The sequence below is a fragment of the Streptomyces sp. NPDC093261 genome, assembly GCF_044753645.1.
Taxonomy (GTDB): Bacteria; Actinomycetota; Actinomycetes; order Streptomycetales; family Streptomycetaceae; genus Streptomyces.
In genome coordinates, this window is sequence record NZ_JBIVNO010000003.1 from 19,766 (window position 1) to 38,002 (window position 18,237).

Consider the following 18,237-nt stretch of genomic DNA (forward strand, 5'->3'; position numbering starts at 1 on the left):
TCACCCATCCGTCCTCCCGACGGGCCCGGGCCCTGTCGGGAGACCGCATCAGTCCTTCGACAGCACGAACGACGTCTGGGCCTTCGGGAAACCGGGGACCTTCGCCTCGACCAGATAGGTTCCCGGGGGCACCGAACCCGTCGGCGGTGTCGCGCAGTTCGGGGCGCTCTGCTTGCGGTCCCACTTCACCGTGTAGGTGACATGGGCGTTCGCGGGCACGCGGAACAGCACGCTTCCCGAGCCGCTCGGGCAGTCGGCCGAGGACCACACGTCGTTGTCGCTGCCGGTCTGGGTGACCGTCAACACGGCACTCCTGGGGCCCAGATCGATCTTGCAGTCGCTGCCGGTGGAGTTCTTCGCGTCCAGCTCGAACGCGGGGGTGTCTCCGGGCTCGTAGGTGTTGTGGACGCTCCGCAGCGTGAACTGCACCGCGCCCGGCGTGCAGTTGGGCAGGGACGCCCCGGCGCCGGCTGGCAACTGGCCCCCGGCGGAACCGCCGTTGCCGCCGCCGTCCGACCCCCCGGATCCCGTGTCCGATGCCCCGGACGCCGTACCCGATCCACCCGAGCCGTCGGACCCCGACGATCCGGACGAACCCGCCGACCCGGAACCGTCTCCGCCGCCCGACTCGTCCCGCCCGCCCGGATGTTGGCTGATCGCCGGTCCGGTTCCGGACGGACCGGGAGTGATGGAGGACGTGGGGTGCTGGCCGTTCGAGCCGTCCGCCTTGTTCTTGCCACCGCCGCCACCGGCCGTGACCGCCCAGGCGATCAGCAGCGCCAACAGGGCTAGCACAGACAGCAGTACGGCCCTCCGTCGCCAGTAGATGGAGGAGGGAAGCGGCCCGACCGGATTGCGCAGAGATCCCACGGCGAAAACTGTACGAGAGATCCGAGCCGGGCCTTGCCCCACCCGCCGCCCCCGCATCAACTTTTCCGGATCATCATCCCGCGCCGCCCTCCGCCGTCACCTCCTCGCGCCCCGCCCGCCGGACTCCGCCGAACGCCGCGCCCTTCCCCCACCCCGCCCCCGGCCGGACCCCAGGCCCACCGACACAACACCCCCAGCCGGGCCGGTCCCCCACCCCAGCGCCCCTCACGTGGCAGGATCGAAAGCGTCATGACTGCACCCACCACCCCCACCCCCGTGCCCACTCCCGCCCCCGAACCCGCCCAGACCGACGACCTCACGGGCCGGGCCCCCGGCGGGGCTCTGCACGCCCCGGTCATCGCCTGGTTCAACGAGCACGCCCGCGATCTCCCCTGGCGACGCCCGGAGGCCGGGCCGTGGGGCGTGATGGTCAGTGAGTTCATGCTGCAGCAGACGCCGGTCAACCGCGTCCTGCCCGTCTACGAGCAGTGGCTCTCCCGCTGGCCGCGCCCCGCCGACCTCGCCAAGGAACCCCCGGGCGAGGCCGTCCGCGCCTGGGGCCGCCTCGGCTATCCGCGCCGCGCCCTGCGCCTGCACGGCGCCGCCGTGGCCATAACGGAGCGGCACGGCGGCGACGTACCCACCGATCACGCCCAGCTGCTCGCCCTGCCCGGCATCGGCGAGTACACCGCCGCCGCCGTCGCGTCCTTCGCCTACGGCCAGCGGCACCCCGTCCTCGACACCAACGTCCGGCGCGTCCTCGCGCGCGCGGTCACCGGGGTCCAGTACCCGCCCAACGCCACCACCGCCGCGGAACGCAGGCTCGCCCGTGCGCTGCTGCCCGAGGACGAGCGCACGGCGTCCCGCTGGGCCGCCGCCTCCATGGAGCTGGGCGCGCTGATCTGCACCGCGAAGAACGAGACGTGTCACCGCTGCCCGATCGCCGCGCAGTGCGCCTGGCGGCTGGCCGGGAAGCCGGAGCACGACGGCCCGCCGCGGCGCGGCCAGACCTACGCGGGGACGGACCGTCAGGTGCGCGGCCGGCTGCTGGCCGTGCTGCGTGAGGCGATGGGGCCGGTCCCCCAGTCGGCCCTCGACCGGGTCTGGGAGGACCCGGTGCAGCGCGCCCGTGCCCTGGACGGGCTGGTCTCCGACGGCCTGGTGGAGCCCCTCTCCGGCGGCCTCTACCGCCTTCCGCTCACCTGATCCCGCCCGCCCGGGCGCGCGACCTCACTCCCGCGCCCGGGCGGTCCTCGTACCCCCACCGCTCCGCCGGCGCACAGTCCTGGATCAGCCCACGGCTTGTCCGCTCACAGCCGTTACCTCGTTACTTCACAGAGTTCTCGACCCAACACACGGACAAATCCCCCCATACCCTCCCCAACTCCCGCCTCTCTTTACCCCGTTCCTCGCTCTGTTACACAACCGACGGACAGCCGAGCGCTCTCCGCAGGCTGGCTCGGACAACGCCGTGACAACCCGTCCGTAACTTCATATGCGTGCCGGGGATGGACCGGTGCAGGAGCCGGGGACGGCTCATACGGACTTTGCGGTACCGGCACTCGGTTCGGCTGCGGAACACAGCCGGCGAACGGGTCGGAAACGGGGATCGGAGGCGGTTGGAATGGCGCACGGCGAGGTGCTCGAATTCGAAGAGTACGTACGTACCCGTCAGGAGGCGCTGCTGCGCAGCGCCCGCCGACTGGTGCCCGACCCGACCGACGCCCAGGACCTGCTGCAGACCGCTCTGGTGCGCACGTACGGCCGCTGGGACGGCATCGCCGACAAGCGTCTGGCGGACGCCTATCTGCGCCGCGTCATGATCAACACGCGCACCGAGTGGTGGCGGGCCCGCAAGCTGGAGGAGGTCCCCACCGAACAGCTCCCGGACGCCTGCGTCGAGGATTCCACCGAGCAGCACGCCGACCGGGCCCTGCTGATGGACGTCCTCAAAGTGCTCGCTCCGAAGCAGCGCAGTGTCGTGGTGCTGCGACACTGGGAGCAGATGTCCACGGAGGAGACGGCCGCCGCCCTCGGCATGTCGGCCGGTACGGTCAAGAGCACGCTGCACCGGGCGCTCGCCCGGCTCCGGGAGGAGCTGGAGGCCCGCGACCTGGACGCACGCGCGCTGGAGCGTGAGGAGCGGGAGCGTTGCGCGGCCTAGGCACAGGGGCCATACGGCCCAGCGGGGCCCTCAAGGCGACGATGGCGGCGGTGACCGCGGTCGTCGCCCTCGGGCTTTTCGTCTCCGCCTGCGCCACCGGTGGCACGGGCGCGCGGGACGAGGGTCCGGCGGGCCACGATCCGGTGGTCGCGAGCGCCGCCACACCCTCCGCCTCGCCGACCAGGAAAGAGCCCACGCGGCTGGACGTGGTCAACATGGTCAAGGACGATCCGAAGGTCGCGAAGGCGGTCAAGGACGATCTGAAACCATGCGTGGCCGATGAGTACCCTGTCGACGTCTCGTACGGCGACGTCACCGGCGGCACCGCGAACGACATCGTCGTGAACGTGATGACGTGCAGCGACGCGGTCGGTCTCGGCTCGTACGTGTACCGCATGGAGAATCACAGGTACGAGAATGTGTTCCGGGCCGAGGAGCCTCCGGTCTACGCGGAGATAGACCGCGGTGACCTGGTGGTGACCCAGCAGATGTACGAGAAGGGCGACCCGGTGTCGTACCCCTCAAGCGAGGAAGTGATCACCTACCGCTGGACGGCACGCCATTTCGCCGTGGTGTCCAGCACGCGCAACGTGTACAGCAACGCGGTGGGCAACGACGACAAGCCCGCCCCGACGGGGAACTGAGAGAGCGGATGGCAGAGCAGACCCACGTCCTGTTCGTCGAGGACGACGATGTGATCCGCGAGGCCACCCAGCTCGCCTTGGAGCGGGACGGCTTCGCGGTCACCGCCATGCCCGACGGACTGTCGGGCCTGGAGGCGTTCCGCGCCCGCCGCCCCGACATCGCGCTGCTGGACGTGATGCTCCCCGGACTGGACGGCGTCAGTCTGTGCCGCCGCATCCGGGACGAGTCGACCGTCCCCGTGATCATGGTCTCGGCGCGCGCCGACTCGATCGACGTCGTGCTCGGCCTGGAGGCGGGCGCCGACGACTATGTGACCAAGCCGTTCGACGGCGCCGTGCTGGTCGCGCGCATCCGTGCGGTGCTGCGCCGCTTCGGGCACGCGAGCGGCGCCGACCGGGGCAGCGAGGACTCCTCGTCCCTGGGAGACGGCACGCTCACCTTCGGCGAACTGGAGATCGACACCGAGGGCATGGAGGTACGGCGCTCGGGACAGCCGGTGGCGCTCACGCCGACCGAGATGCGGCTGCTGCTGGAGTTCTCCTCGGCACCGGGCACCGTGCTGTCGCGCGACAAGCTGCTGGAGCGGGTGTGGGACTACGGCTGGGGCGGTGACACCCGGGTCGTCGACGTCCATGTGCAGCGGCTGCGCACGAAGATCGGGCAGGACCGGATCGAGACGGTCCGCGGCTTCGGCTACAAGTTGAAGGCCTGAGCAGGAGTATGCGCGGGATCCTCGGCCGCCTGATCACGGACGACCCGGCCATACGGACCGGCCTCAGATGGAAGCTCAGCGCGGCGATCGCCTTGGTCGGCGCGCTGGTCGCGATCGCGCTCAGCCTGGTCGTGCACAACGCGGCGCGGGTGTCGATGCTCGACAACTCGCGCGACCTCGCCATCGAACGTATCCAGGTGGCCCAGCGGATGTACGAGTCCGGGCGCACCCAGACCTTCGGCGTCAAGGTCGACGACCCGACCATCCCCCGGGATCTGCTCCAGAAGGTCATGAAGGGCCGGCGGGCCACCTATGTCTCCGAGGGTGCGCACGGTGTGCCGGACATCTGGGCGGCAGTGCCGCTCAAGGACGGCCGGGTGCTGTCCCTGCACACCCGTTTCACCGACCGCAGCGCCGATGTGATGAAGGACCTCGACCAGGCCCTGATCATCGGTTCGATCGCCGTGGTCCTCGGTGGCTCGGCACTCGGCGTGCTGATCGGCGGGCAGTTGTCGCGGCGCCTGCGCAAGGCGGCGGCCGCGGCGAACCGGGTCGCCAAGGGCGAGACCGACGTCCGCGTGCGCGAGGCGATCGGCGGGGTGGTGCGCGACGAGACCGACGACCTGGCCCGCGCGGTGGACGCGATGGCGGACGCGCTGCGGCTGCGTCTGGAGGCGGAGCGCCGGGTGACCGCGGACATCGCGCACGAGCTGCGCACGCCCGTCACCGGCCTGATCACGGCGGCGGAGCTGCTCCCGCCGGGGCGGCCCACGGAACTGGTGCTGGACCGTGCGCAGGCCCTGCGCACGCTGGTGGAGGACGTCCTGGAGGTCGCCCGGCTGGACGGCGCCTCCGAGCGGGCGGAGCTCCAGGACATCATGCTCGGGGAGTTCATCACCCGGCGGGTGGCCGCGAAGGACGCCGATGTCGAGGTCCGGGTGATCCACGAGTCGGAGGTCACCACGGATCCTCGCCGCCTCGAGCGTGTGCTGTTCAATCTGCTGGCCAACGCGGCCCGGCACGGCAAGCCGCCGATCGAGGTGTCGGTCGAGGGCCGGGTGATCCGGGTACGGGACCACGGGCCGGGCTTCCCGGAGGAGCTGCTGGCCCAGGGACCGAGCCGCTTCCGTACGGGCAGCTCGGACCGCTCGGGGCAGGGCCATGGCCTCGGCCTGACGATCGCGGCCGGCCAGGCGCGGGTGCTGGGCGCGCGCCTGACGTTTCGCAACGTACGGCCGGCCGGCGCGCCGGAGGATGTGCCGGCCGAGGGGGCGGTGGCGGTGCTGTGGCTGCCGGAGCACGCACCGACGAACACGGGAAGCTTCCCGAGGCTGCCGCTGTCCGGCGGCTGAATCTCCGGCCACCCGGCCGGCGGGCAAAGACCGGCAGACCGCTGTCCGGCGCCTGAATCTCCGGCTCGCCGACCGGCGGCTCACCGACCGGCGGCAGAATCGCCGGCTCACCGACCGGCGGCCGGGCTCCGGAGGGTGGACGCCCGGCCCTCCTTCCGGGAGCCGGTGCCTCCGGGGACTACCGGGCCCACTCCTTGTCGAGGTCCAGGTCGCCCTCCCGGCGCTGGGTGAAGGAGAACCAGTTGCCGGAGTCGTCACGGAAGAGCGCCTCGATGCCGTAGGGGCGCTCCTGCGGCTCCTGGAGGAACTCCACGCCGCGCTCCTTGAGCTTCTCGTAGTCCCCGTGGATGTCGTCGGTGGCCAGCACTCCCGCGCCGAGGGCGCCCTTGGCGATGAGCTTCCTCATCATCTCGGCGGACTCGGGGTCCATCGCGGGCGGGCCCGGCACCATGAGCGTCAGCTCCACGTCGGGCTGGTCCGGGGCGCCGACGGTCAGCCAGCGCATGCCGCCGTCGCCCATGGTCATGTCCGTACGGACCTCGAGGCCGAGCTTCTGTGTGTAGAACTCCTTGGCCCGGTCCTGGTCCAGGACCCAGACGGTGGTGATGGCGAGGCCCTTGATCATGTCGTTCTCCCGGGTGATGCGAGGTGTGGTTGCGTTGCCACCGTAGGCAGCACGGCCCTCAGTCCGCTTCTCCGGAATTGCGCTACCGGCCCCCGGCCCCCGGGCGGAAGCCGCCGGCCCAGAGCATCGCGTAGCACCCGGGTATGAGTGCGGCGCCGCGGCCCACGTGCTTGGTCCGGTACTCGCTGGGTGTGAGGCCGGTCCAGGTCTTGAACCGGGCGGAGAACGTGCCGACGCTGCTGAAGCCCACGAGGTGGCAGATCTCGGTCACCGTCAGGTTCGCCGTCCGCAGCATCTCCTCGGCCCGCTCGATCCGCCGGTGCGTCAGATACTGGCCGGGGGTCTCGCCGTAGGCGGCCTTGAAGGCCCGGATGAAGTGATACCGCGAGTACCCGGCGTGGGCGGCCACGGCGTCGAGGTCGAGCCCGGGGTCGGCCCAGTCCCGGTCCATCGCGTCCTTGGCGAGCCTGAGCTGCCGCATCTTGTCCACCTCTCGATGCTGCCACGGGGCACTGACAGGGCACGGCGGCGCTCTACGGCGAAGACTTCCGGCGCACCGGCGCACGGAACGGCGACGGCCCCCGGAGCGCGGCTCCGGGGGCCGTCGGGGCCGGGGGATGTGCGTCAGACGGCCTCTGCCACCGTCGGCTGCACCTCCGCGGCGTCCCCAGCCGCGTCCCCGGCCTGCTTGTTCGGTCCGGCGCCGCGCAGCGGCACCTCCTTCACGAAGACCGCGGCCACCAGCGCCGCCACGGCCACCACCGAGCCCAGCAGGAAGGCCGAGTGCGTGCCCGCCGACACCGCGTACTGGTACGCCTCACGGGCCGCCACCGGCAGCTTCTCCAGGCTCTTCGCGTCGAGCTGGGCGGACTGCTCGGTGATCTTCGAACCGAGGGCGCCCGCGCGCTGGGACATCACGTCCTGCACCCGGTTGTTGAACAGCGCGCCCATGATCGCGACACCGAAGGAGGAGCCGAGCGTACGGAACAGGGTGGTGGACGACGACGCGACGCCCATGTCCTTCATCTCCACGCTGTTCTGCGCCACCAGCATAGTGATCTGCATCAGGCACCCCATACCGGCGCCCAGGACGGCCATGTACACGCCCGAGGTGAAGCGGGTCGTGCCCGTGTCCATCTGGGACAGCAGGAACAGACCGATGATCATCAGCACGCTTCCGACCAGCGGGAAGACCTTGTAGCGCCCGCTGTTGGTGGTGACCCGGCCCGCGATCATCGACACGACGAGCATCGCGCCGAGCATCGGCAGGAGCAGCAGCCCGGAGTTGGTCGCGGACGCGCCCTGCACCGCCTGCTGGTACAGCGGCAGGAACAGCGTCGCTCCGAACATCACGAAGCCGGTGATGAACCCGATCGCCGACATCAGCGAGAAGTTGCGGCTGCGGAAGATGTGCAGCGGCACGACCGGCTCGGCGGCCTTGGTCTGCCAGAACACGAACCCGACGAGCGCGGCGACACCGATGCCGATCAGCTCCATGATCCGCGCGGAGGTCCAGGCGTACTGGGTCCCGCCCCAGGTGGTGACCAGCACGATGGAGGTGATGCCGACCGTGAGCAGAGCGGCGCCGAGGTAGTCGATCCGGGTCTTGGCGCGCTTCCTGGACAGATGCAGTACGGCGCTGATCGCGACCAGGGAGACTATGCCGAGCGGCAGGTTGATGTAGAAGGCCCAGCGCCAGCCCCAGTGGTCGGTGATCGTGCCGCCGACCAGCGGGCCGCCGATCATCGCGAGAGCCATGACGCCGGCCATCATGCCCTGGTACTTGCCGCGCTCCCGCGGCGGGATCAGGTCGCCGATGATGGCCATGACCCCGACCATGAGGCCGCCTGCGCCGAGGCCCTGCACGGCGCGGAAACCGATGAGCTGGCCCATGTTCTGCGCCATGCCACTGAGCGCCGAACCGATCAGGAAGATCACGATCGAGCTCATGAAGGCGCCCTTGCGCCCGTACATGTCGCCGATCTTGCCCCACAGCGGGGTGGAGGCGGCGGTCGCGAGCGTGTACCCGGTCACCACCCAGGAAAGGTGCTGTAGCCCGCCGAGCTCGCCCACGATTGTCGGCATCGCGGTGCCCACGATCATGTTGTCGAGCATCGCGAGCATCATCGTGATCATCAGCGCGAGCAGGACGACGCGCACGCTCCGTGGCTGTTTCTCGGTCTCGGGCGATGCCGTGTTGTCCGCCATGCTCCCCACTCCCCTAGGTATTGCGGGCCGCCCGGCTACTTACTTGCCGACCGGCTAGTTGACTACACTGAGGGAAGGTAGCCCCGGAACTAGCCGGGCGTCAAGTAAGTTTGGCGGGCCTGCCTGTCGGGCGGTAAGCAGGTATCCGAAGTCCGAGGAGTACGAGGATGGGCGGCACGACCATGGACGGCACCAGGCGGCAGCGGCGCGGGGACACGCGCCAGCGGATCCAGGACGTGGCGCTCGAACTCTTCGCCGAGCAGGGCTACGAGAAGACCTCGCTGCGGGAGATCGCCGAGCGCCTGGAGGTCACCAAGGCGGCCCTCTACTACCACTTCAAGACCAAGGAAGAGATCCTGGTCAGCATCTTCGAGGACATGTCCCGCCCGATGGACGAGCTGATCGAGTGGGGCAAGGCACAGCCGCACACCTTGGAGACCAAGCGGGAGGTGCTGCGCCGCTACAGCGAGGCACTGGTCGGCGCCGCCCCGCTGTTCCGCTTCATGCAGGAGAACCAGGCCGCGATCCGCGAGCTGAGCATCGGCAACGAGTTCAAGGACCGGATGCTCCAGATGCGCGACATCATCCGGGACCCGGACGCCTCGCTGACCGACCAGGTCCGCTGCATCAGCGCGCTGTTCACGCTCCACGCCGGGATGTTCGTCCTCCGGGAGGTCGAGGGCGACGAGGAGGACAAGCGCAAGGCGGTCCTGGAGGTCGCCATCGACCTGGTGACCCAGGCGCACGCAGAGCCTCAGGCGTCGTAGCGGCACCCCGGCCGGTCACCGCCCGGCTCGGACCGCCACGCCCCTCGCGCACAGAAAGGCGAGGGGGTTCACGGCGTAGGCCGCCCCGTCACCTGCCCCGTTGCCGCCGGCCTTGACGTCGGTGCCGCCGTGCACGGCGGCGACCGGGGTACCGCTCGGCACTGCGAAGTCCTTGCCGGTGTGACCGGCCCGCCCCCTCCCGCCGGTTGACGCAAGCACCCCCCGACGCCCCGAAAACCGTGCACTACGACGATTCTTCGTACATACCGGGCGCGAATTCCGCCCTCTTGACGTAAGGGATGTCCATTAGGAAGCCGGTGAAAGCGCCCGACCGGGCGCCATTCACGCGTCCCTTCCCGCACCCAAAGGCTAAATGTCCCTTTTGTCGATAACGTTCTCCTGCTAGATGCTGTAGTACCGTCCGCGCTCCTGTGGACCATGTCACCGCCAGGCGGGCTCCATGCCCCACGGCGGAAAGGCCATTTCCTGTTTCCGGGGACGAGGGAAAGCGCGCGGCAAAAAGGGGCTGCCCCGGGACCGAGGTCCCGGGGCAGCCCCTTTGCGAAAGCCGCGGAGGCTTACGCCTCCTTGCTCAGGTTCGGACCGCCACCGGCCGCCTGCTCGATCGGCGGAACGTCCGGCAGTGCCGACTTCTCCTCACCGCGGAAGGTGAAGGTCTGGCTGTCGCCCTCGCCCTCCGTGTCGACGACCACGATGTGGCCCGGACGCAGCTCGCCGAAAAGGATCTTCTCGGAGAGCGTGTCCTCGATCTCGCGCTGGATCGTGCGGCGCAGCGGCCGGGCGCCCAGCACGGGGTCGTAGCCCTTCTTGGCCAGCAGCTCCTTGGCGGACTGGGCGAGCTCGATGCCCATGTCCCGGTCCTTGAGCCGCTCGTCGACCTTGCTGATCATCAGGTCGACGATCGCCAGGATGTCGATCTGGGTCAGCTGCGGGAAGACGACCACGTCGTCGACGCGGTTGAGGAACTCGGGGCGGAAGTGCTGCTTCAGCTCGTCCGACACCTTGTTCTTCATGCGCTCGTAGTTGGTCTTCGTGTCGCCCGCGGCGGCGAAGCCCAGGTTGAAGCCCTTGGAGATGTCCCGGGTGCCGAGGTTGGTCGTCATGATGATGACCGTGTTCTTGAAGTCCACGACCCGGCCCTGGGAGTCGGTCAGACGACCGTCCTCCAGGATCTGGAGCAGCGAGTTGAAGATGTCCGGGTGGGCCTTCTCGACCTCGTCGAAGAGGACGACCGAGAACGGCTTGCGGCGCACCTTCTCCGTCAGCTGGCCGCCCTCCTCGTAGCCCACGTATCCGGGGGGCGAACCGAAGAGACGCGACACCGTGTGCTTCTCGCTGAACTCCGACATGTCGAGGGAGATCAGCGCGTCCTCGTCACCGAACAGGAACTCGGCGAGCGCCTTGGACAGCTCGGTCTTACCGACACCGGACGGGCCCGCGAAGATGAACGAACCACCCGGACGCTTCGGGTCCTTCAGGCCCGCACGCGTACGGCGGATCGCCTTCGAGAGCGCCTTGACGGCGTCCACCTGGCCGATGACCCGCTTGTGCAGCTCGTCCTCCATGCGGAGCAGCCGGCTGGACTCCTCCTCGGTGAGCTTGAACACCGGGATGCCCGTGGCGGTGGCCAGGACCTCGGCGATCAGCTCGCCGTCGACCTCGGCGACGACGTCCATGTCGCCGGCCTTCCACTCCTTCTCCCGCTTGGCCTTCGCGGCGAGCAGCTGCTTCTCCTTGTCACGGAGAGACGCGGCCTTCTCGAAGTCCTGGGAGTCGATCGCGGACTCCTTGTCCCGGCGGACGGCCGCGATCTTCTCGTCGAACTCACGCAGGTCCGGCGGAGCGGTCATCCGGCGGATGCGCATCCGGGAACCCGCCTCGTCGATCAGGTCGATCGCCTTGTCGGGCAGGAAGCGGTCCGAGATGTAGCGGTCGGCCAGGGTGGCGGCCTGGACCAGGGCCTCGTCCGTGATGGAGACGCGGTGGTGAGCCTCGTAACGGTCGCGCAGACCCTTGAGGATCTCGATGGTGTGCGGCAGGGACGGCTCCGCGACCTGGATGGGCTGGAAGCGGCGCTCCAGGGCCGCGTCCTTCTCCAGGTGCTTGCGGTACTCGTCGAGCGTGGTCGCACCGATCGTCTGGAGCTCACCGCGGGCCAGCATCGGCTTCAGGATGGAAGCCGCGTCGATGGCGCCCTCGGCGGCACCCGCACCGACCAGCGTGTGCAGCTCGTCGATGAACAGGATGATGTCGCCGCGGGTGCGGATCTCCTTGAGCACCTTCTTCAGGCGCTCCTCGAAGTCACCGCGGTAGCGGGAACCGGCGACCAGCGCGCCCAGGTCGAGGGTGTAGAGGTGCTTGTCCTTGAGGGTCTCGGGCACCTCGCCCTTGACGATGGCCTGCGCCAGGCCCTCGACGACCGCCGTCTTGCCGACGCCGGGCTCGCCGATGAGGACCGGGTTGTTCTTGGTCCGGCGGGACAGCACCTGCATGACCCGCTCGATCTCCTTCTCGCGCCCGATGACCGGGTCGAGCTTGGACTCACGAGCGGCCTGGGTGAGGTTCCGGCCGAACTGGTCCAGGACGAGGGAGGTCGAGGGCGTGCCCTCGGCCGGCCCGCCGGCGGTGGCGGTCTCCTTGCCCTGGTAGCCCGACAGCAGCTGGATGACCTGCTGGCGGACACGGTTGAGGTCTGCGCCCAGCTTGACCAGGACCTGGGCGGCGACGCCCTCGCCCTCACGGATCAGGCCGAGCAGGATGTGCTCCGTGCCGATGTAGTTGTGGCCCAGCTGAAGAGCCTCGCGGAGCGACAGCTCCAGGACCTTCTTGGCACGGGGAGTGAAGGGGATGTGACCGGAGGGGGCCTGCTGGCCCTGGCCGATGATCTCCTCCACCTGCTGGCGGACCGCCTCGAGCGAAATCCCGAGGCTCTCCAGGGCCTTAGCGGCGACACCCTCACCCTCGTGGATCAGGCCCAGGAGGATGTGCTCGGTGCCGATGTAGTTGTGGTTGAGCATCCGGGCTTCTTCCTGAGCCAGGACGACAACCCGCCGCGCGCGGTCGGTGAACCTCTCGAACATCGTTAATCGCTCCTCAGAGCGGTCAGGCAGTAAGGGGACGCTCCCCTCCCTGTCCTTCCGCAGCTTAGTCCCGCAAGCGGGGACCGCTCATTCCAACTGCCGACACCGTCCTTGGCCTCCTGACCCCGAACGCCGACATCTGCTCCAACCCGATGGTGCGAGACGATGTTCCCGCAGGCCAGGCAGATACCCCACTCGCCAGTACGCCTATGGCGAACGTGAGGCGGCCCGTCCTGCGTGTCGCCCCCTCCCACTAGGGATGTCTTACCCGTACGCACGGACAGTCCATGCCGCGCGCACCGGTTCCCTCCGCTACGGGCGAACATCCTTGCGCTGCCGAACACCCCCGCACGCCCTCTTTCCCGGCACTCTGCGCAGTCATTGCACCACCCAGCGTAACTTGGGGCCTCTTCGGGCTGTTGCTCGGGGCATGGTCCACACAGTGCCCCTGCTTTCCACGGTCCCCCTCCCCCGCCCACCGCGCGACCCGGACGAGACGGCGCGCCGCTGGTACGAGGACGGGCTGGGCTGGGCCACCGTTCCCGGGAAGCCGTTGCGGCTGGTCACAGGCGTGCGCTTCGACGTTCTGGAGGTCCCCGCCGAGGCCGGTTCGGCCGCGCTGCGGCATCTGGGGCCGCTGTCGCCCGTGGCGCTGCACGGGGACCGGATGCGGCTGCTGGTGGCCGCGGGCAGCGCGGACGAGCTGCCGGGGCTGCTCGACTGGCTGGAGTGGCGCTCCCTGGCCGTGGATCTCACCGCCATCGGAGCGGGCGGGCACATCGAGGCGCCGCTGCCACCAGGGCGGGCGCCCGCCGCCGGCTCCCCGGGCTCCGGCTTTCCGGGCCCGGCCGTCGCCCCCCTGCCCCCGGCGGGCGCGGTCCGGCCGCTCTCCCCGGACCTGACCGGTTCACAGGGGGCCGCCGTCTGGCTGCGGCCCCCCGAGCCGGGAAGCGATATCGAACTGCTGCTGCCGACCCTGTCGGCCATGGGGGGCGTTGGGGGCGCCCCCGATCTCGTGCGGCTGGTCGACACGATGGCCACGCAGTGCCACCGGGTGCGGCTGCGCCGCGCGTGCGCTCAGGCGTTGGCCTTCTCGTAGGCCTCGCGGATGGACGCCGGAACACGGCCGCGGTCGTTGACCTCGTAGCCGTTCTCCTTCGCCCAGGCGCGGATCTGCGCGGTGTCCTGGCTGCCACCGGAAGCGGCTGCGCGGGTCTTGCCGCGTCCGCCGGCCGCGCGGCCACCGGTACGACGGCCACCCTTCACGTAGGGGTCGAGAAGGCCACGGAGCTTGTCGGCGTTGGCGGTCGTGAGGTCGATCTCGTACGTCTTGCCGTCGAGCGCGAACGTGACGGTCTCATCCGCCTCGCCACCGTCGAGGTCGTCGACAAGAAGGACCTGAACCTTCTGTGCCACCGGATTTCCTTTCATCGATAACTTCAGGGCCGAGGGAGTGCGGCCTGCGCCGCTTGTTTCGCGTCCCCTGTTATATGCAGTACTGCAGTACGTCGGAAAGCAAACCGCTTTTGCTGGAAAAACACAAACCCCCGGGAGAGGTCACCCTGCGGCAGACGGCCCGGAAACATACGCGTTTCGGACATAGGGAACCTGGGCAACGCTGTCCGGCGGAAGCAGGGGCCGAATAGTCCGGGCGATCCCTTGACGATCACAGATGCAGAAGCATCCGGCTGTTGCCCAAGGTGTTCGGTTTCACTCGTTCGAGACCGAGGAACTCCGCCACGCCCTCGTCATAGGAACGCAACAGCTCCGCGTACACATCGGTGTCCACAGGCGTCTCGCCGATCTCGACGAAGCCGTGCTTCCCGAAGAACTCCACTTCGAAGGTCAGGCAGAAAACGCGGCGAACGCCGAGCCAGCGGGCGGTCTGGAGCAACTTCTCCAGCAACTGGTGCCCGACACCGAGTCCCGTGGTCTCGGGCTTCACCGCGAGAGTGCGCACTTCCGCCAGGTCTTCCCACATGACGTGCAGCGCTCCGCAGCCGATGACCTCGCTGTTGTCGTCGCGTTCCGCCACCCAGAACTCCTGGATGTCCTCGTAAAGCGTGACCGTCGCTTTGTCGAGCAGGATGCCGCGCCGGACGTAGGCGTCGAGGAGGCGGCGCACCGCCGGGACATCGGTCGTCCGGGCCCGCCGGACGGTGACAGCTTTTGCGGTGGGGCTCTCTGCTGGCATGGGCGGACGCTATCGCCCGGTGCCGCCCCCGTCCGAGGCGGGGTTCTTCTCGTCCCGCATCCCGGCGGGGTTCTCCCCCGGGGTTCCGCCGGGGTTGTCGCCGGCGCTCCCGGCCGGCCGATCGGAGGGTGCCGCGGATTCGGGGGATTCGGCTTCCGCGGGGGATACGGTTTCGATGCCTGCGGCTTCCGCGGCGGTCGGCGTTTCGCTGCCTCCGGCTTCCGTGCCGGACGCCGTTTCGCCGCCTTCGGGCTCCGGTGCACTCGCCGGGCCCTGCACGATGCGCATGGCGTCCTTGAGTGCCTGCCGCTGTTCGTCGCTCATCATCCCGAAGAAGGCGACGAGTGCGGCGGCCGGGTTGTCGCTCTGCGACCAGGCGTCGTTCATCAGTGCGGCCGCGTAGGCGGCGCGGGTGGAGACGGCCTCATATCGATAGGCCCGGCCTTCCGCCTCGCGGCGGACCCAGCCCTTCTGATGGAGATTGTCCAGCACGGTCATCACCGTGGTGTACGCGATGGACCGTTCCTGTTGAAGGTCTTCCAGGACTTCTCGAACGGTCACCGGGCGGTTCCACTTCCACACCCGCGTCATGACCGCGTCTTCGAGTTCTCCCAAGGGGCGGGGCACCCTCAGCACAATAGTGGGAGATGTCACCCATGGCCTGCCGGACGGGCACTTATCCTGCGAAAGGCGACAAAAAGGGCGTACATCTCGAAAAGCGAGTGAGACGCACGCCGGATGGCGCGCTGTGCCGCCGGTGCGGCCGGCGCCGGTTCGGGGCGAGCCGGTTCCTCAGTCCTGGGTGACGCGGGCGCCCTGGGAGGCGCTCTCCGCGTGCGCGAGCGCCGCGTCCACGGCCGCGTCCTCCTTGGCCTTGTTGGCGCCGCCCTGGGTCTTCACGATCACCCTGATGAGCCCGATGAAGAACACGGCCATGACGACCGGGGGCACGAGCGCGGAGACATAGTCCATGTGTCCAGAGTAGCCAGGCCCTGTCCGATGGATCCCGGTCGGGTGGCCTTACCGGACAGGGGCTGGTACGAGGGGTGGGGTGCCGGGCTAGCCGACGGCGAGCCGCTGCCGCGCGTGCGGGGGTCCCGGCTTGCGCTTGGGCGGGAAGACCTCGCCGGGGGTGGGGATGGGGCGCTGCGGGCGCGGGGACTGCGGCTCGGGGCGCGGCCCGGGCTTCTCGGGCTTGTCGGCCGGTTTGTCGCCGGGTTTGCGGACGGGCTTCCCGGCCGGTTCCTCCGCGCCGCCGCGGCCGCCCGGGAGGGCCGTGAGCCGGGCCCGGCAGGCGGGGACCGTGGCACCGCGGGGAGCGAGGCGGGCGCGCAGATCGCGTTCGGCGAGGGCGCGGCAGCGGTCGAGGAGGGCGGTCGCGGCCGGGGTGCCGCGCAGGGTGCGCAGGGCCGCGAGATCGTCCGGGACCGGACGGTAGCCGGCCCGCAGGGCGTCCTGCAGGAGGGCGAGATAGCCGCCTGCGGCGCCGGGGAGAGCGGCGCGATAGCGGGCGAGGTCGGCCAGCAGGAAGGCCCGCAGACGGGCGCCCTCCCGCACCGCCTCGTCGACGGACTCGGCGAGGCGGAGGCAGTCCTGAACGTCCTCGGCGGACACGGTGCGGGGATGGAGGGCGAGGGCGAGGGCCCGGCGGAGCACGCGCAGCTCCTCCGCACCGAAGGCCAGGCCGCCGCGGGATCCGTATGGCGTGGGCATGCGGTGACGCTACCGCTAATCGGACAAAACGGGACGTTCGGGGCTCCGTGTCGCCTCCGGGTTCCCTCAGGTGGGGGCGGCGCGGGGCTCCTCGCCGCTCCTCACATGCGGGAGACGTTCCGTTCGTAGACCAGCCGCAGGCCGATCAGGGTCAGCCACGGCTCGTGCTCGTCGATCACCGCGGACTCGCCGAGGACCATCGGGGCGAGTCCGCCCGTCGCGATGACCGTGACGTCCTCCGGGTCGGCCGACAGTTCGCGGGCCATCCGGCTCACGACCCCGTCGACCTGGCCCGCGAAGCCGTAGACGATGCCCGCCTGCATCGCCTCCACCGTGTTCTTGCCGATCACGCTCCGCGGCCGCGCCACCTCGATCTTCCGCAGCTGTGCGCCCTTGACGCCCAGCGCCTCCACCGAGATCTCGATGCCCGGCGCGATGACCCCGCCCACGTACTCCCCGCGGGCGCTCACCGCGTCGAACGTCGTCGCCGTGCCGAAGTCCACGACGATCGCCGGCCCCCCGTACAGCTCGACCGCGGCGACCGCGTTGATGATGCGGTCCGCGCCGACCTCCTTGGGGTTGTCGGTGAGGATCGGCACGCCGGTCTTCACGCCGGGCTCCACGAGCACGGCGGGCACGTCGCCGTAGTAGCGCCGCGTCACCTCGCGCAGCTCGTGCAGCACCGACGGCACGGTCGCGCAGATCGCGATGCCGTCGATGCCGTCGCCCAGTTCCTCGCCGAGGAGGGGGTGCATGCCCATCAGGCCCTGGAGCAGCACCGCCAGTTCGTCCGCCGTGCGGCGCGCGTCCGTGGAGATCCGCCAGTGCTCGACGATGTCCTCGCCGTCGAACAGGCCCAGGACGGTGTGCGTGTTGCCTACGTCGATGGTCAGCAGCATGGCTCTTCCCTACTCCGCCGCTCGCAGGTCCAGGCCGATGTCCAGGATCGGGGAGGAGTGCGTCAGCGCTCCGACCGCCAGGAAGTCGACGCCCGTGTCCGCGTACGCCATCGCGTTCTGCAAGGTCAGCCGGCCCGACGCCTCCAGCAGGGCACGGCCGCCGACGATCGCGACCGCCTCCTCGCACTCGCCCGGCGTGAAGTTGTCCAGGAGGATCAGGTCCGCGCCCGCGTCCACCACCTCGCGCAACTGGTGCAGGGTGTCGACCTCGACCTCGATCGGGACGTCCGGGAACATCTCGCGGACCGCCTCGAAGGCCTGGGCGACACCGCCGGCCGCCACGACGTGGTTGTCCTTCACCAGCGCCGCGTCCGACAGCGACATCCGGTGGTTCACGCCGCCGCCGCAGCGGACCGCGAACTTCTCCAGGGCACGCAGGCCCGGCGTCGTCTTGCGGGTGTCCCGGACACGCGTCGTGGTGCCCTCCAGGGCGTCCGCCCACGCGCGCGTGGCGGTCGCGATGCCCGACAGACGGCACAGGATGTTCAGCGCGCTGCGCTCGGCGGTGAGCAGGTCACGGGTGTGGGTGGTGACGGTCAGAAGCTTCTGGCCGGCCTCCACCCGGTCGCCGTCGTCCACGTGGCGCTCGACCTCGAACTCGTCGGCGCAGACCACCGAGATGACCGCCTCGGCGACCCGCAGACCCGCCACCACACCGGCCTCACGCGCGGTGAAGTCGCCGGTGGCGACCGCCTCCTCGGGGATCGTCGCCACCGTCGTCACGTCGACGCCGTGGTCCAGGTCCTCCTGGATGGCGACATTGGCGATGTCCTCGACCTCCACCGGGTCGAGCCCGGCGTCGGCCAGGAGCTGGGCGAGTGCCGGATCGAGCCCGCACTCCAGGTATTCCTCGTCGGCGTCCGCGCCGCAGGCGCAGCCGTCGCCGCAGCCACCGGTCGAGGCGAGGGGAAGGTCGGGGGTGCTCAC

Annotated in this window: 19 protein-coding genes and 1 pseudogene; 7 read left to right on the plus strand and 13 right to left on the minus strand. The window is 70.0% G+C overall.

Going from position 1 to position 18,237, the window contains the following annotated elements; all coding sequences use genetic code 11:
• Positions 1–48 precede the first annotated feature (48 nt).
• Complete coding sequence (locus ACIP94_RS09235) at positions 49–870, minus strand: hypothetical protein (protein ID WP_402421822.1); 822 nt, start codon at positions 868–870, stop codon at positions 49–51.
• A gap of 249 nt (positions 871–1,119) precedes the next feature.
• On the opposite strand from ACIP94_RS09235, the gene ACIP94_RS09240 reads away from it, so the two are divergent.
• The 5 genes from ACIP94_RS09240 to cseC all read left to right on the plus strand — a co-directional run bounded on the left by ACIP94_RS09240 (position 1,120) and on the right by cseC (position 5,743).
• Complete coding sequence (locus ACIP94_RS09240; RefSeq protein WP_402421825.1) at positions 1,120–2,076, plus strand: A/G-specific adenine glycosylase; 957 nt, start codon at positions 1,120–1,122, stop codon at positions 2,074–2,076.
• 418 nt (positions 2,077–2,494) lie between these two features.
• Positions 2,495–3,034, plus strand: coding sequence for a SigE family RNA polymerase sigma factor (locus ACIP94_RS09245; RefSeq protein WP_234511981.1), 540 nt, complete (start codon positions 2,495–2,497; stop codon positions 3,032–3,034).
• A gap of 41 nt (positions 3,035–3,075) precedes the next feature.
• Positions 3,076–3,678, plus strand: a complete 603-nt coding sequence (locus tag ACIP94_RS09250; protein WP_402421828.1) for a hypothetical protein — start codon at positions 3,076–3,078, stop codon at positions 3,676–3,678.
• A gap of 8 nt (positions 3,679–3,686) precedes the next feature.
• Positions 3,687–4,391: a two-component system response regulator CseB gene (gene cseB, locus ACIP94_RS09255; protein ID WP_402421831.1), complete on the plus strand. Its 705-nt coding sequence runs from the start codon at positions 3,687–3,689 to the stop codon at positions 4,389–4,391.
• 8 nt (positions 4,392–4,399) lie between these two features.
• On the plus strand, positions 4,400–5,743 hold the full coding sequence (gene cseC, locus ACIP94_RS09260; protein WP_402421833.1) for a two-component system sensor histidine kinase CseC: 1,344 nt from the start codon (positions 4,400–4,402) through the stop codon (positions 5,741–5,743).
• 178 nt (positions 5,744–5,921) lie between these two features.
• On the opposite strand, the gene ACIP94_RS09265 is transcribed toward cseC, so the two are convergent.
• The 3 genes from ACIP94_RS09265 to ACIP94_RS09275 form a co-directional block, all read right to left on the minus strand.
• Positions 5,922–6,368: a VOC family protein gene (locus tag ACIP94_RS09265; protein WP_402421836.1), complete on the minus strand. Its 447-nt coding sequence runs from the start codon at positions 6,366–6,368 to the stop codon at positions 5,922–5,924.
• An 82-nt stretch (positions 6,369–6,450) separates the two neighbouring features.
• Positions 6,451–6,849: a helix-turn-helix transcriptional regulator gene (locus ACIP94_RS09270; RefSeq protein ID WP_402423016.1), complete on the minus strand. Its 399-nt coding sequence runs from the start codon at positions 6,847–6,849 to the stop codon at positions 6,451–6,453.
• Between the two features lie 143 nt (positions 6,850–6,992).
• Positions 6,993–8,576 (minus strand): MDR family MFS transporter, encoded by a 1,584-nt coding sequence (locus ACIP94_RS09275; protein ID WP_402421838.1) that lies wholly within the window; start codon positions 8,574–8,576, stop codon positions 6,993–6,995.
• A gap of 167 nt (positions 8,577–8,743) precedes the next feature.
• On the opposite strand from ACIP94_RS09275, the gene ACIP94_RS09280 reads away from it, so the two are divergent.
• On the plus strand, positions 8,744–9,343 hold the full coding sequence (locus ACIP94_RS09280; protein WP_402421840.1) for a TetR/AcrR family transcriptional regulator: 600 nt from the start codon (positions 8,744–8,746) through the stop codon (positions 9,341–9,343).
• A gap of 75 nt (positions 9,344–9,418) precedes the next feature.
• Here the strand turns inward: ACIP94_RS09280 and ACIP94_RS09285 are convergent.
• Positions 9,419–9,526: pseudogene (locus ACIP94_RS09285) on the minus strand (M23 family peptidase); the annotation flags it as partial.
• A gap of 395 nt (positions 9,527–9,921) precedes the next feature.
• Complete coding sequence (locus ACIP94_RS09290) at positions 9,922–12,444, minus strand: ATP-dependent Clp protease ATP-binding subunit (protein ID WP_402421843.1); 2,523 nt, start codon at positions 12,442–12,444, stop codon at positions 9,922–9,924.
• A gap of 430 nt (positions 12,445–12,874) precedes the next feature.
• Here ACIP94_RS09290 and ACIP94_RS09295 point away from each other — a divergent pair, with 430 nt between their 5' ends.
• On the plus strand, positions 12,875–13,543 hold the full coding sequence (locus tag ACIP94_RS09295) for an SCO3374 family protein (RefSeq protein WP_402421846.1): 669 nt from the start codon (positions 12,875–12,877) through the stop codon (positions 13,541–13,543).
• Here ACIP94_RS09295 and ACIP94_RS09300 read toward each other — a convergent pair.
• The 7 genes from ACIP94_RS09300 to nadC form a co-directional block, all read right to left on the minus strand.
• The gene (locus tag ACIP94_RS09300) at positions 13,522–13,860 is read right to left on the minus strand and encodes an Lsr2 family protein (RefSeq protein ID WP_402421849.1); all 339 of its coding nucleotides are present in this window, start codon (positions 13,858–13,860) and stop codon (positions 13,522–13,524) included. The genes ACIP94_RS09295 and ACIP94_RS09300 overlap by 22 nt on opposite strands.
• 250 nt (positions 13,861–14,110) lie before the next feature.
• Entirely contained in the window at positions 14,111–14,638 is a 528-nt protein-coding gene (locus ACIP94_RS09305) for an amino-acid N-acetyltransferase (RefSeq protein WP_402421851.1), read from the minus strand.
• A 9-nt stretch (positions 14,639–14,647) separates the two neighbouring features.
• Positions 14,648–15,229 carry a BlaI/MecI/CopY family transcriptional regulator gene (locus tag ACIP94_RS09310; protein WP_402423019.1) on the minus strand — a complete coding sequence of 194 codons (582 nt, stop codon included), beginning with the start codon at positions 15,227–15,229 and terminating at the stop codon, positions 14,648–14,650.
• 201 nt (positions 15,230–15,430) lie between these two features.
• Complete coding sequence (locus ACIP94_RS09315; RefSeq protein ID WP_402421854.1) at positions 15,431–15,610, minus strand: hypothetical protein; 180 nt, start codon at positions 15,608–15,610, stop codon at positions 15,431–15,433.
• An 87-nt stretch (positions 15,611–15,697) separates the two neighbouring features.
• The gene (locus tag ACIP94_RS09320) at positions 15,698–16,321 is read right to left on the minus strand and encodes a hypothetical protein (protein ID WP_402423021.1); all 624 of its coding nucleotides are present in this window, start codon (positions 16,319–16,321) and stop codon (positions 15,698–15,700) included.
• A 131-nt stretch (positions 16,322–16,452) separates the two neighbouring features.
• Entirely contained in the window at positions 16,453–17,250 is a 798-nt protein-coding gene (locus tag ACIP94_RS09325; RefSeq protein WP_402421857.1) for a type III pantothenate kinase, read from the minus strand.
• Positions 17,251–17,259: 9 nt separating this feature from the next.
• Positions 17,260–18,237 (minus strand): carboxylating nicotinate-nucleotide diphosphorylase, encoded by a 978-nt coding sequence (nadC, locus tag ACIP94_RS09330; RefSeq protein WP_402421860.1) that lies wholly within the window; start codon positions 18,235–18,237, stop codon positions 17,260–17,262.